This window comes from Fortiea sp. LEGE XX443 (genome assembly GCF_015206815.1).
GTDB lineage: Bacteria > Cyanobacteriota > Cyanobacteriia > Cyanobacteriales > Nostocaceae > Nostoc_B.
Genome location: NZ_JADEXZ010000070.1, coordinates 1 through 14,218 on the forward strand (window position 1 = coordinate 1; position 14,218 = coordinate 14,218).

A 14,218-nucleotide genomic window follows, 5' to 3' on the forward strand; every position below is an offset into this window, starting at 1 on the left:
GTTTCCTCTTCTCCCGTTTGCGGTGTCGCCTTAGATATGAACCAAACACGTTTAGCGATTCGTCAAGTTCCAGATCGAGCAGGGATGGCGGCGAAGTTGTTTGGTATATTGGCACAGCACAACATCAGCGTTGATATGATCATTCAATCTCAACGTTGTCGATTGATTAATGGTGTTCCTAAACGGGATATTGCCTTTACAGTCCCCCGAATGGATGGGGAAACTACCCAAAAACTGCTTACCCAAGTAGCAGCAGAATTAGGCTGGGGTGAAGTTATTTTAGATAATGCGATCGCTAAAGTCAGTATTGTGGGTGCAGGGATGATAGGACAACCAGGTATAGCTGCCAAAATGTTTGAAGCACTGGCGCAACACCAAATCAACATTCAAATGATTGCCACTTCTGAAATAAAAATCAGCTGCGTCGTCGCTCAAGAACAAGGCGTGAAAGCTTTACAAGTTATCCATACGGCCTTTGGACTAGCTGGTAGCGAGAAGTTTGTTGTCCCTGCATAGGCTTTTAAAGCCAGAGGGGCGCTAAGGTAAACGCTGAGGTACACAGAGTGTTGATTTAAATTTTGTCCCTAAATAATTCTTTCCAGGCTGGCGACTATTTCTGCCAGCCGATATTCACCACACCACACTGAATCTAGTTTTTTGAGTTGTTCTAAGCTGTTGCAGCCATATTCCTCACTCATACAGTCAGATTCAGATTCTTGCATTGCTGCTAGTAAATCCTGGAAAATAATTACCTCATCAAACTGAGGATTAGTTTCCTGATCATTTAATATTGCTGTGACTCGCTGCTGCGGTAACTCTTGCAGGGTATTAAAAATAAATTTCGTAGGAAAGTCCACATCTTGCAGTGCTGGATGACGTTTGACTAAACCAGCCAGTAATACTCCTAAATAAGCTGCTGCTTGTTCATTACTTAGTATTTTTACTTGACGAGACGCAATTTTTATCAAATTAGTATAAAATAAGCATCCCAACTGTTGCTCAATCGCAACAATTGGATCTGCAACTGTTGAGAATTGTAACTGCGCCTCAAAAAATCTTCGCTGCTCCTGTGGTAGGTGATTAAGTAAGATTTCCTTGGCGCGATCGCTAATAATCATCTCACCATCTAAGCCAAAACTAAAGTCTTTTCCTGGTTCTAAACCAGCGTTCACTAATATGTGAAAGACATTATTTTGGGCTTTTTGCTGCATCTGTTGATATCTAAATTGCCCTAAAAAACTTGTAAAAAACCAACTGTGAGTTTCAGCATCACATTTATGTAACGCCTCATTAACCATCTCAGTTAATTTTTCTTCTCCAATAATATTTTGCCATCGAATAGTCAAGCTCTGGATAGACGCAGTGTCACGCCGACGCAGCGCCTCGATCAATAGACGCTTGGCCGCGGTTGCTTGGTCTTTGTTGCGTTTAAATAAGTTAATGTTCAAGCTATTTGGCGTTTATAGCAATTCGATTACAACTCTTTTACAGTACTGAGCAATAGTGTGTCATGAGTGATATCACGGCAATAATTGCATCAGGCAGTTGTTGAGTAGTTACTCAGTAATATTCCTATGAAAACCCAGGAGTGGAGATTAAGTGATTGTTTTATCAAAAGTAAACTACGGGAGAGGACTGACAATGAAAGTCATATTTTCCTTGAGATTTATTTCCTGTTTTGTCTATACTGCTCTATGGCGATCGTTAGAGCTAATTGTGGTAATTTACAATTTTCTTAGTCTTTGTATATTTTTTGCAGCCAAGGTTGATCCCCACAAAAAATACACTAGTAATAACACTAATATATAATCAAGTAAATTCGTATAAAAACTTATATATATTATGGATGAGCAAATTCTGGATACACATTACCGCATTCAGCAAGTCCTATGTATGGAGGAAGCAATACAAACCTATCTAGTTAAAGATGCTAAAATTCCTGATCAGCAATTTATAGTCAAGCAACTGCATCCAGAAACTAAAAATCCTCAAAATTTAAAACAGCTGCGACAGTCTTTTTTTAAGGAAGCAAAGATTTTAAAACAACTTGGTCAAGAACACGACAAAATTCAGAAAACACTTGCTTATTTTGAAGTAAATAAAGAATTTTATCTAGTTCAAGAATTTATTTATGGTCATCAATTAACCGAAGAAATTTTACTAGGATTTCCTCTAAAAGAAGACCAAGTAATTGACTTATTATTAGAAATTCTACAAGTTTTGTTATTTGTGCATGACCGTAATATAATTCACCAAGATATTAAACCAGCAAGTATTATTCGCCGACACTCAGATAATAAACTAGTTTTAGTTGACTTTGGTTCTGTACAAGAAATCGTGACAACTATAGTCGGAGATATAGAATATATACCTATAGAGCAATTACAAGGTCAACCTCAATATAATAGTGATATATATGCCTTGGGGATAACTGCGATCGCTGCAATTATGGGTTTGTCTAAGGAAGAAATATCTAGCTTGCAAAGTCAAAAAAACTTACTTACAGGTGAAATTGTCTGGCACAACAGAAATATCAAAGTCAGCCGAGAATTCACGCAAATTATCAACAAAATGGTGCGTTTTAACTACCATAAACGTTACCAGTCTGTAACTGAAGTTTTACAAGACATCCAGCAGTTAAAAAATTACCAGCACCAACCCCAAAAACCCCAGTATCAAAAATTTAGGCTAACATGGGTTACTATTGCATTTATTGTCATGCTTGTAGCATGGTTTTGGCAATTTTTAAAACCTGCCCATAATGAGCAATTCCTTTATCAAGAAGGACTAAGTAAATATGAGCGAGGAAACTATCAAGAAGCTGTAGATAATTTTACTCAAACTATCAAAATTAACCCGCAAAATTCTCTGGCTTACAACTATCGGAGTGATTCCTTTTATCGCTTAGGAGAATATGAAAAAGCACAAGCAGATTCCAGTCAAGCAATTACGCTCAATCCTCAAGATGCTAATGCTTATTATGACCGAGGATTTGCTTGGTTTGGATTGGGTAAGTATAAAGAAGCGATCGCCGACTACACACAAGCGATTAAACTTAACTCTCAAAAGCCTTACGCTTACTATGGAAGGGGTTTAGCGCAGGTTAAAGTAAAACATTATCAAAGTGCTGTGGAGGATTTTAGCAAAGCGATCGCCCTTAATCCTAACTTTGATTTAGCATATTATCATCGAGGCTTAATACATGCCAAACTAGGTAAGAAAAAATCAGCGATCGCTGATTTTGAAAAAGCTGCACAATTTTTTCAAAATCAGGGCGACAAAAATAGTTACAAAGATACACAGCGAGAAATTCAACGTATGCAAAAATAATTTCATCTTACAGGTTTTAATACTCCGGAGTAGTCGTTACCAGCACTACTACTATTAAAGCAGTGGTATAAAATTACATTTTTTACTTAAGCATTGTTTCATCTCCTCTGCGTTCTCTGTGTCTCTGCGGTTCAATAATTTATTCATACAACCTATTGCTAATTTTTCATTAATTGATACACTTGTTCTTCATTAACCATTAGCCTAGTAAACCAGCGCCTATGGTGTACGTCAAGCGCGTGGAACTTACCAACTTCAAATCCTTCGGTGGTACTACCGCAGTTCCATTGCTGTCGGGGTTTACTGTCATATCTGGGCCAAATGGTTCCGGTAAGTCTAATATTCTGGATGCGCTGCTGTTTTGTTTGGGACTAGCCAGTTCTAAGGGGATGCGAGCCGATCGCCTACCGGATTTGGTAAATAACACGCAAACGGCTAAGGGACGTGCTTCTGTAGAAGCTAGTGTGACAGTGACGTTTGATTTGTCGGATGAAATCTCGCACAAAGACGCAGAGGCAAAGCAGCGCGTTGAGGGAGTTCCCACCGTTGTAGCGACTGCCGCGCAGAGTGAGGAAGGCGCAGAGGAAGTAGAGGACTCAGCACGGGCTGAACGCCCCGCTACCGCTAACAGCACTCAGCACTCAACACTCAATCCTGAATGGAGTGTCACTAGAAGGCTGCGGGTGACTCATCAGGGAACTTACACGTCAAATTACTATATCAATGGTGTTGCCTGCACGTTGACAGAGTTGCATGAGGAATTAGAAAGTCTGCGGATTTATCCTGAAGGCTACAACGTGGTGTTACAGGGGGATGTTACTAGCATTATCTCGATGAATGCTAGGGAACGGCGGGAAATTATTGATGAGTTGGCGGGGGTGGCGGCGTTTGATCGCAAAATTCACCAAGCGAAAGATACGTTAGATGAGGTGAAGGAGAAGGAAGATAGCTGTCGGATTATTGAAACAGAATTAACAGCACAGCGTGATCGCCTTTCGCAAGATCGAGCCAAAGCGGAGAAGTATCAAAAGCTACGGACGGAATTTCTTGCCAAGCAATCTTGGGAAGCAGTGTTATCGTGGCGTTCTCTACAAGCACAGCAAGAAAAGTTAGCCACGGACATTCAAAGTGGCGATCGCTCTCACAATGAACTTACACTCCAACTAGAAACTTTGAATGTTGGAATTACGCAAAAAACCGCTGAATTAGCACAACTCAACGCTCATGTAAAAGCTTTGGGTGAAGAGGAACTATTGGCGGTACAGTCTAGCCTCGCTACCCAAGAAGCGGAACGCAAGCAACTCCAGCGTCAGCAAACCGAGTTAGAAGCAACTTCCCAAGAAACAGCCAAGCGGTTGGCGCAAACTCAGCAAGAAATTCAACAGCATCAGCAGGGTTTGACAGAAATCGCCCAAACACAAGATGTAGAGAGGCAATCAATTGTATATTGTCAACAGCAACGAGACGAGGCGCAACAAGCTTTAGACAAATCCCGCGAAGCAGCCGCAGAAATCGCTTCCGCGTCGGAAGCTTGGGTGCAGCAACAAACAGCACTGAACCGTCAAATCGAAACTGTACTGCAAACTCTGGAACCGCAACGCACAGAGCAAGCACAGCTAAGAGAACGCAACAGTCAACTACAAGAATTAATTCACGAAGAAACTCAGCTAATTGCCACTTTAGAACCGCAGTTGGCAGAAAGACAAACTGAATGTACGCGAGTTGAGACAGAATTTAACACTTCTAGCGAACCAATCCAAAACCTAGCGCAAAATCTCGCAGCCACAGAACAGGAATTACAACTCCAGCAAGATACTCAAAAACGGCTTTTGCAAGAGCAACGGGAAAAACAACGCCAGTTGGATAAAATAGAGGCGCAAACGCAAGCACAGCAAGAAGTTCAAGGAACCCAAGCTAGTAAAGTGATCATTCAATCGGGAATACCTGGGGTTTGCGGTTTGGTGGTACATTTGGGAAGAGTAGAACCACGCTATCAACTGGCGTTGGAAATTTCGGCTGGGGCGCGTTTAGGACATATCGTAGTCGATGATGATGGTATCGCCGCCGCCGGAATTGAACTGCTGAAACAAAAACGCGCCGGCAGAGCAACCTTTTTACCCTTAAATAAAATTCAGGCTCCTAGGATTACTCAAGATGCAACTCTGCGGTTAGCTAACGGCTTTGTCAATTATGCTGTGAACTTAGTTGAATGCGATCGCCGTTATCGAGATGTATTTAACTATGTTTTTGGTAACACAGTCGTATTTTCAACCCTCGAACAGGCGCGGAAAAATCTCGGTTTATATCGCATCGTCACCTTAGATGGCGAATTGCTGGAAACCAGTGGCGCGATGACTGGTGGAAGCATCAATCAGCGTTCATCACTGCGGTTTGGTACAGGAGAAGCCGCAGAATCAGACGAAACAATTGCCTTAAAAAATCGCCTGGGAGATATAGATCGGATTTTAGCTCGTTGTGCAGATGCGATCGCGGCTTTATCTACCAAAACCAAACAGCTATCCCAAGAACTCACAGAAGCACGTCAAGCACGCCGCGAACAGCAATTGCAATTGGAACAGTTGCAGAAAGATATTAAGGCTTTAACAGCGCAGTTAGAAGCAACGCGATCGCAACTTACCCAAAACACCGAAAAATTCACCACAGCACAATCTCGCCTGGAAGTTTTGGATCGGGAATTACCGGGACAAGAAGCACAACTGCAACAATTGCGACACACCTTAGCTGAATTGGAAGCCTCTCAAACACCGAGTGAATGGCAGCAAATCCAGGCAGTAATTAAAACTCAAGAGCAACAATTACAACAACGGGAAGCCAACCTACGAGAAGCCGAGCAAAGATTAAAAAATCTTGAAAATCAGCAGCAACGTTTACAAGAACGCATCCAAGAAGCCGAACAAAAAATTGCCCAATATCATCAAGCACAAGAAACCCAACGCTATCAATTAACTGCACTCAGCACTCAGCACTCAGCACTCAGCACTCAAATAACTGAAACCCGCGCCAAACTCAGCGAGATGGAACAGCATTTGGGAGTGGAAAAACAAAAACGCGACGCGATAGAACAAGAAGTGCGATCGCATCTTTTGCGTCAGCAACAATTAGAGTGGGAACTAGAAAAACTCCAAGAAACCCAACAGAAGCGGCGGGAAGAACTAGTCGCCTTGCAAAGCCAATTACAAGAATTACTCCCAGAATTGCCCAGTCCTTTACCAGAAGTGCCAGATCAAGTAGACTTAGAAGAATTGCAGAAAGAATTGCGCTCGCTTGCCAAACGCTTGCAAGCGATGGAACCTGTCAATATGCTGGCGTTGGAAGAATACGAACGCACCCAAAACCGTCTGCAAGAACTCACAGAAAAATTACAGACATTAGAAGCAGAACGCACCGAATTATTATTACGAATTGAAAACTTTACCACATTACGGCAACGCGCCTTTAAAGAAGCTTTTGATGCTGTCAACGATAACTTCCAATCGATTTTCGCCACCCTTTCCGAAGGTGATGGCTACCTGCAACTCGAAAACCCCGAAGATCCTTTTAGCAGCGGCTTAAACTTAGTCGCGCACCCCAAAGGTAAACCTGTACAAAGACTCGCTTCCATGTCTGGAGGAGAAAAATCCCTCACTGCATTAAGTTTTATTTTTGCTCTGCAACGCTACCGTCCATCACCCTTTTATGCTTTTGACGAAGTGGATATGTTTTTGGATGGAGCAAACGTAGAACGATTAGCTAGAATGATCAAACAACAAGCACAACAAGCACAGTTTATAGTTGTGAGTTTGCGTCGTCCGATGATAGAATCAGCCGAACGCACCATTGGCGTTACTCAAGCACGAGGCGCTTATACCCAAGTTTTGGGAATTAAGTTATCATCCTCCAATACATCTGCTTGAATGTTTGTTAATAATAGTGTATAGATAAACCGGATTCGAGATCAGGACTCGGTATAGAATGACCTCTGAACAGATAATTAGGCGTTCCGACATATTAAATACCCAGGTGATTACCCGCGACAACGGTAAGCGGTTAGGGATTGTCAATCAAGTCTGGGTTGATATCGATCAAAGGGAGGTTGTGGCTCTTGGTTTACGAGACAGCCTGATCTCTATCTCTGGATTGCCACGCTATATGTACCTCAACAGTATCAACCAAATTGGTGATGTCATCCTGGTTGATAATGAAGATGTCATAGAAGATATTGAAATAGAAGCTTTCAGCAACCTGGTTAACTGGGAAGTCATCACAGAAACAGGTGAAGTATTGGGCAGAGTACGAAGCTTCAAATTTGATGGCATATCAGGTAAACTACACTCGATCATTATCGCCTCTTTGGGAGTTCCCCAAATTCCCGACCAATTCTTGAGTACCTACGAGATATCAATAGAGGAAATTGTCAGCACTGGCCCCAGCAGATTAATTGTGTTTGAAGGAGCCGAAGAACGCATACAGCAGTTAACCGTCGGGGTTCTGGAACGTCTGGGTATTGGTAAACCACCGTGGGAACGAGACGCAGAAGAAGAATATGGTTATTCTGCGCCGCGTACAGTTTCACCATCTAATCAACTACCTAGTGGTGTACCATTACAGCCACCAAAGCCGAGAGTCCGTACTTCCGAACCCGTAGCACGGGAAGAAAAATGGAATGAAGATTATGTAGAAGAAGAAAGACCACGGCGCGAGGTCATGAGAGCGCAACAGTACGAATCTATTCGTTACGAAGAGGAAGAGGAAGAAGAAAACTGGAGTGAAGCGACAGGTACAGACAGATATCAACAATCGCCAAAGTATCAACCCAAAAACTACGCTGACGATTACGAAGATTATGACGATGACGTAGAAAGCGATGCTTGGGAAGACGAACCAAAACCAGTGAATATTCCCAAAAAAGTTAAGGAAAGGCAGCCAGAATACGAAGAAGAAGGCGGGTATTAACGCTTAGTTCTCACAGACAGACTCTGGTTCACCAAAATATTTTTTTAAGGGCGAGGTTTACTCGCCCTTTTGTTTGCGATCATCATGTATGTGGAAAGTCAAAAAAATATACCAATTCTCTAAAATCCGGCAACATATTCAAACCTCGAAACCCATACTGTATCTGACTTTCTTAATTACGAATTACGTTAGCGTAGCGTTAGCGAGTCCGCGTACTCCTGCGGAGAAGCAAGCTACGCTTTTAGCGTCTCGTAGAGAGCGTCATTACGAATTACGAATTGGTATTAATATTTTTTTTCTCAGCATTTAGGACTTTTTGAAATAACGCGCGATAAATCGGTTCACCTTTGTTTTGGGTAAATATTTCTCTTTCTGTCTGGACTTGTAGAGGATTTTCTGTTAACCATTCATCTGCACCAACTCGCGCAAATGCTGGGTTTTCTGCAAAGCGATCGCGCATTTCCACAGCGATAAACTCCATATCTGATTGCAGAAATACAACTCCACCAACTGCTAAATAGTTAGCTAATTCTGCTACTAATTTTGGTTGGACTACACGGCGTTTAGCATGACGAGTTTTAAACCACGGATCAGGAAATTGAATGGTAACACGCTGTAAAATGCCTGGAGTTAGAGAAGATAACAGAGGTTGTAAAGAGTTATTTGCATTGCAATACAAATAATGGAGGTTGGTTAAACCTAACTCAGAACGCCACTGATTCGCCTCCACCACCAATGGTTCCCGAATTTCCAAACCGAGGAAATTCCAGTTAGGTTCTGTCTGCGCCATTTGCAACACAAACCTACCTTTAGCACAGCCGATATCTACGTGTAGTGGTTGGCTTGATTTTGCATAAACTTGCTCCCACTCAAGAGGATTAACTGGTGTGCAATATTTTTGAGCAAGTGGGTTAACATGTTGGCGAACTCTAACAGCGGCCAAAGTGGATATTCCTTGTAATAACAACAGTAAACAGTCATTTGCAGATGAAAATAAATCTACAATTAATCCAAAGACAAATTATATAATAAATTGACTTCAAAAGTTAAACAAGTGATAACTTATTCAAGTTCAAAAATATTAAATAGACTATTATTGTCAATGTAAAGTATTGGAAAAATAAAATAATCTGTCAATATTTTTGGCATTTTTTACACATTGACACGTTGCGTTTTTATTTACTATTACATGACGGCTGTGGTATTTGTCTTTTTAGCGATCGCTTGGTTTGTCGATCAGTATCTTCGCAGCTATTATTATCCACTCCATCTGATAGGTGTTACCATTTATTGCATGATTTTGACTGCTTTTGTGTTTTGGTTGCTCATTTATTTAGGTTTACCTCTTCCATCCGCAGATTATAAACTACGGATGTTGTTTAACTCGTGGATTTAAATCTTCGCTAGTTGCTTAATACTGCTACATATAAACAGTGTAGACAATCAGCTATTTTTTACATTTCTTATCTATATTTATAAATACTGCCTGTTAAACTGAGAAGCGCAAGCAGGATAGGTAAAACTGCCCAATATGACTGAGGTAATAAAAGTTAACTATCTAAAAAAACCAGCATTGATGAAGGAAAAATAAAGCAACTGTTTGCAATTCATCATTCTTACTGTTAGAAGCAGTAAAAATTTAGTCATTAACTCAGTCATAGAATAAAGATTATACAAGTTCACATCTAGGTAGTGTCACAAAGTTATCAAGTAAATAGGTAAAAAGCCTATATAGAACCTACTTTTGATGCTCCCTGATAATAGAGGAGAATCGCAATGGAATTAAACTTACAACTTCCGAGTATTAATATAACTAACTTGAAAGAGGCTCCAATTCATACTTCTAGGCAAATACAGTCTCACGGAGTACTTTTGGTATTGGAAGAGCCGGAGCTAAAAATATTACAAGTTAGTAATAATACTTGGAGTGTTTTCGGGATAGAACCTGAAAACATTCTGCAAAAAAAACTAGAAGATTTACTCGACTCGTTTCAACTAGAAAGAATTAAAGCCGGGTTAGAAGAAGATAATCTTGAATTCATCAACCCGACAAAAATTTGGGTGAGAAAGAAAGGTGATGATTACGTAGTTTTTGATGCAGTTTTTCATCGCAATCCAGAAGGATTTTTAATCCTGGAATTGGAACCAACATTTTCACAAGAAAATATCCCATTTTTAAGCTTTTACCATCTAGCAAGAGCTTCGATTAACCAGCTAGAAAAAACCTCAAATCTGCGGGACTTTTGTCAAATAATTGTCCAGGAAGTGCGGCAGGTAACAGGTTTTGATCGGGTAATGCTGTATAAATTTGATGACGATGGACACGGTTCAGTCATCGCAGAAGAAAAAATAGCAAGTCTGGAGCCTTATTTAGGGTTGCATTATCCTGAGTCAGATATTCCTAAACCAGCTAGAAAATTATTTGCTTCTAATTCTATTAGAATTATCCCGGATGCTAATGCCGAGCCAGTGCAATTAATTCCAGCGATAAATCCAGTAAGCCAACGTCCGTTAGATTTAACTAACTCAATTCTCCGAAGTCCTGCTAGTTGTCATACTGAGTACTTGCACAATATGGGTGTGGGTGCTTCTTTAACTATCTCTTTAATTAAAGACCAAAAACTTTGGGGATTGATTGCGTGTCATCATCAAACACCCAAATTTGTGTCTTACGAATTACGTAAAGCCTGCGAATTTTTAGGAAGAGTGATATTTGCTGAAATTTCAGCCAGAGAAGAAACAGAAGATTACGACTATCGGATGAATTTGACACATATTCAATCGCTTTTGATTGAGTATATGTCTCAGGAAGAAAACTTTATTGATGGTTTAGTCAAACATCAGCCGAATCTTTTAGACTTAACTAGCGCTCAAGGTGCCGCTGTTTGTTTTGGCGATCGCTGTACATTAATTGGTGAGACTCCCCAAGAAGAAGACCTGAATTTTTTGGTGCAGTGGTTAAAGAATAATGTTGATGAAGAAGTTTTCTATACAAATTCTTTGCCACAGGTTTATCCAGATGCGGAAAGGTTTAAAAACGTTGCCAGTGGTTTGTTAGCCATTCCCATTTCCAAACGCAATTATGTACTTTGGTTTAGACCAGAAGTAATTCAAACTGTGAATTGGGGTGGTGATCCTAATAAGGCATTTGAAGTTAGCCAGTCAGATGGAAATGTCCGCCTTTGTCCCCGGAAATCTTTTGAACTGTGGAAAGAAACAGTCCGCCTAACATCATTACCTTGGCAATTTGTCGAAATCAAAGCCGCGCTAGAACTGCGGAAAGCAATTGTAAATATCGTATTGCGCCAAGCCGATGAACTAGCTCAATTAGCACAGGATTTAGAACGTTCCAACGCCGAACTGAAAAAGTTTGCCTACGTCGCCTCCCATGACTTGCAAGAACCCCTGAATCAAGTGGCGAATTATGTGCAACTTTTGGAGATGCGCTACAACGAAGAACTGGATGAAGATGCGAGAGAATTTATCAGCTTCGCCGTCCAAGGTGTGAGTTTGATGCAGACATTAATTGATGACGTATTAGCATACTCCAAAGTAGACACACAGGCGATCGCATTTCAACTAACTGAGGTAGAAACAGCCTTAGAACGCGCCCTCGGTAATTTACGGCAACGAATTGCCGAAACCGGCACTATAATTACCCATGACCCCTTACCAACGGTAATGGCTGGTAGCACCCAACTAATGCAGCTATTTCAGAACTTGATTGCCAACGCCATCAAATTCCGCAGTGACCAACCGCCACAAATTCATGTGGGAGCCGAGAGATTAGAAGACGAATGGTTGTTCTGGGTGCGCGATAATGGGATTGGTATAGACCCCCGATTTAGCGATCGCATTTTTGTGATTTTTCAACGCCTACATACACGGGATGAGTATGCAGGTACAGGTATGGGTCTAGCTATCTGTAAAAAGATTGCCGAATGCCATCGGGGTCGCATCTGGGTAGAATCACAACTTGGTGAAGGAGCTACCTTCTACTTTACAATTCCAGTTGGAGGACGCGAGCGTGAGCGTAGAAACGGAAGACAAGCTCAAAACCATCTTTTTGGTCGAGGATAATAAAGCCGATGTCCGTTTAATCCAAGAAGCATTGAAAAATAGCTCAGTGCCGCACCAAGTATTAACGGTGAGGGATGGCGTGGATGCTATGGCGTTTTTACGACAAGAAGGTGAATATGCTGATGCTCCACGCCCTGACCTGATTCTGCTAGACTTGAACTTGCCGAGAAAAGATGGTCGGGAAGTATTAGCAGAAATTAAAAATGACCCCATACTCAAGCGCATCCCCGTAGTAGTGCTGACAACCTCAAAAAATGAGGACGATATCTTTCACAGCTACGACTTGCATGTGAATTGCTACATTACTAAATCCCGTAACCTCAGCCAACTATTTCAAATTGTCAAAGGCATTGAAGATTTTTGGCTATCTACCGTCACTTTACCGTCAGAGTAAGTAAAAGTATGAAGTATGAAGTATGAAATATTTATTTTTCAGCCTTTAGCCTTTAGCCTTTATACTTCATCCTTTCATCTTCTGCCTTCTAACTCAACACTTCCCAGGGCTTGAAACCAGAAGATTATGGCTATAAGCTTAGTAAAAATCTTGTTGATTGAGGACAATCTGGCAGAAGCTAGGTTATTGCAAGAGTTTTTGCAGCAAGCCGATGCCAAGGAATTTGTGCTAGTTCATGTTAAGCGATTGCAAGAAGCACTTAATGAACTCAGTCACAGCAGCTACGATATTATTTTGTTAGACCTTACCTTACCAGACAGTCAAGGATTATCATCCCTGCCATTGCTAATCAACAATGCGCCTAGTGTGCCAATTGTTGTATTAACAAATACCAATGATGAAGAACTAGCAATTGAGGCAGTTAGGGAAGGAGCGCAAGATTATTTAGTTAAACGTCATGTGAATGTCAATAGCTTGGTTCGTTCTATATGTTATGCGATCGAGCGTAAACAGCTTTTAGAAACATTACGCCAAGTTAATCAGACATTACAAGTTCGAGTTGAGGAAAGCAATGCGGAACTTGTAAAAGCGAATGAAATTAACCAGTTCCGATCAGAATTAGTTTCTATGCTTTCTCACGACATTCGCCAACCTCTAAATACAATTCTTTTAGCGGCTGGACTACTACAAAATAACGAAGATAGATTAACTCAAGAAAAAAAACGTAATCATTTACAGATGATTCGTGTAGCTATCAAAAACATGGCACAAATGTTAGATGAAGTGTCATTAATTGGTAGAACTGATTCTAGTAAATTTCAATGCGACCTTGAGCCATTAGATTTAGAAGTATTTTGTCGTCAACTAGTTGAAGAAGCACAACTCAGTCTCAAGGAGAAGAATCTAACTCTGATTTTTGCCAGTTATGGAGAATTAAGTGAAACAGTTTGGGATGAAACACTACTGCGCCACATTTTAGGCAATTTACTTGGCAATGCAATTAAATATTCACTACCCGATAGTAGAATTCAGTTTGAATTAATTGGTCAAGAAAATTCCGTTATCTTCCGGTTTCAAGATTGGGGAATTGGCATTCCCAAACAAGACCAAAAGCGGATGTTTCAGCCTTTCCACCGTGCAGAAAATGTAGGTAGAATTCCTGGCACTGGCTTAGGACTGGCTATTGTGAAAAAGTGTGTAGATGCACATGGTGGCGAAATTATGCTGAATAGCGAAGTTGGAGTTGGCACAACATTCATTGTCACCCTACCTTTAATCAAGCTTTAAACTTTTCACGAATACTAGAGTGACTGAAGAGTGACGAGCCGTATTTGATTTGGGATGTTAATTTATTGATAATCAGTATTTAAAAAACAAATAATTTGTCAATATTTTTGGCAATTCTTACACATAGCTTCTATTTAAATTAGGTTTCTATTTTCCCGGTATCCAACAAAAATG

General features: G+C 40.8%; 9 protein-coding genes and 1 pseudogene. 8 read left to right on the plus strand and 2 right to left on the minus strand.

Annotated elements, in window-relative coordinates; all coding sequences use genetic code 11:
• The coding region (locus IQ259_RS21305; RefSeq protein WP_193887984.1) for an ACT domain-containing protein at window positions 1-516 on the plus strand (516 nt) is incomplete at its 5' end.
• Between the two features lie 68 nt (window positions 517-584).
• On the opposite strand, the gene IQ259_RS21310 is transcribed toward IQ259_RS21305, so the two are convergent.
• Window positions 585-1,448, minus strand: coding sequence for a hypothetical protein (locus IQ259_RS21310; RefSeq protein WP_193887985.1), 864 nt, complete (start codon window positions 1,446-1,448; stop codon window positions 585-587).
• A gap of 445 nt (window positions 1,449-1,893) precedes the next feature.
• Between IQ259_RS21310 and IQ259_RS21315 the strand changes: the two genes are divergently transcribed.
• The 3 genes from IQ259_RS21315 (at window position 1,894) to IQ259_RS21325 (ending at window position 8,283) form a co-directional block, all read left to right on the plus strand.
• Window positions 1,894-3,330 (plus strand): tetratricopeptide repeat protein, encoded by a 1,437-nt coding sequence (locus tag IQ259_RS21315; protein WP_228014688.1) that lies wholly within the window; start codon window positions 1,894-1,896, stop codon window positions 3,328-3,330.
• 221 nt (window positions 3,331-3,551) lie between these two features.
• A complete protein-coding gene (gene smc, locus IQ259_RS21320) occupies window positions 3,552-7,244 on the plus strand; it encodes a chromosome segregation protein SMC (RefSeq protein WP_193887987.1) in 3,693 nt (1,230 codons plus the stop codon).
• Between the two features lie 58 nt (window positions 7,245-7,302).
• Window positions 7,303-8,283 (plus strand): PRC-barrel domain-containing protein, encoded by a 981-nt coding sequence (locus IQ259_RS21325; RefSeq protein ID WP_193887988.1) that lies wholly within the window; start codon window positions 7,303-7,305, stop codon window positions 8,281-8,283.
• Between the two features lie 271 nt (window positions 8,284-8,554).
• Here the strand turns inward: IQ259_RS21325 and trmB are convergent, their stop codons facing one another.
• Entirely contained in the window at window positions 8,555-9,226 is a 672-nt protein-coding gene (gene trmB, locus IQ259_RS21330; protein WP_193887989.1) for a tRNA (guanosine(46)-N7)-methyltransferase TrmB, read from the minus strand.
• A 216-nt stretch (window positions 9,227-9,442) separates the two neighbouring features.
• Here trmB and IQ259_RS21335 point away from each other — a divergent pair.
• The 4 genes and pseudogenes from IQ259_RS21335 to IQ259_RS21350 all read left to right on the plus strand — a co-directional run.
• Window positions 9,443-9,679: pseudogene (locus IQ259_RS21335) on the plus strand (dolichyl-phosphate-mannose--protein O-mannosyl transferase); the annotation flags it as partial.
• 380 nt (window positions 9,680-10,059) lie between these two features.
• Complete coding sequence (locus IQ259_RS21340) at window positions 10,060-12,363, plus strand: ATP-binding protein (RefSeq protein ID WP_193887990.1); 2,304 nt, start codon at window positions 10,060-10,062, stop codon at window positions 12,361-12,363.
• Complete coding sequence (locus IQ259_RS21345; protein ID WP_193887991.1) at window positions 12,311-12,757, plus strand: response regulator; 447 nt, start codon at window positions 12,311-12,313, stop codon at window positions 12,755-12,757. The genes IQ259_RS21340 and IQ259_RS21345 overlap by 53 nt, the downstream gene beginning before the upstream one ends.
• A 126-nt stretch (window positions 12,758-12,883) precedes the next feature.
• Window positions 12,884-14,044: a hybrid sensor histidine kinase/response regulator gene (locus IQ259_RS21350; protein ID WP_193887992.1), complete on the plus strand. Its 1,161-nt coding sequence runs from the start codon at window positions 12,884-12,886 to the stop codon at window positions 14,042-14,044.
• Window positions 14,045-14,218: the final 174 nt, after the last annotated feature.

What these genes read in the sequence shown, in the direction of transcription:
- IQ259_RS21315 (WP_228014688.1), top strand. Translation starts at nt 1,894, where the DNA reads ATGGAGGAAGCAATACAAACCTATCTAGTTAAAGATGCTAAAATTCCT.
- smc (WP_193887987.1), top strand. Translation starts at nt 3,552, where the DNA reads ATGGTGTACGTCAAGCGCGTGGAACTTACCAACTTCAAATCCTTCGGT.
- IQ259_RS21325 (WP_193887988.1), top strand. Translation starts at nt 7,303, where the DNA reads ATGACCTCTGAACAGATAATTAGGCGTTCCGACATATTAAATACCCAG.
- IQ259_RS21340 (WP_193887990.1), top strand. Translation starts at nt 10,060, where the DNA reads ATGGAATTAAACTTACAACTTCCGAGTATTAATATAACTAACTTGAAA.
- IQ259_RS21350 (WP_193887992.1), top strand. Translation starts at nt 12,884, where the DNA reads ATGGCTATAAGCTTAGTAAAAATCTTGTTGATTGAGGACAATCTGGCA.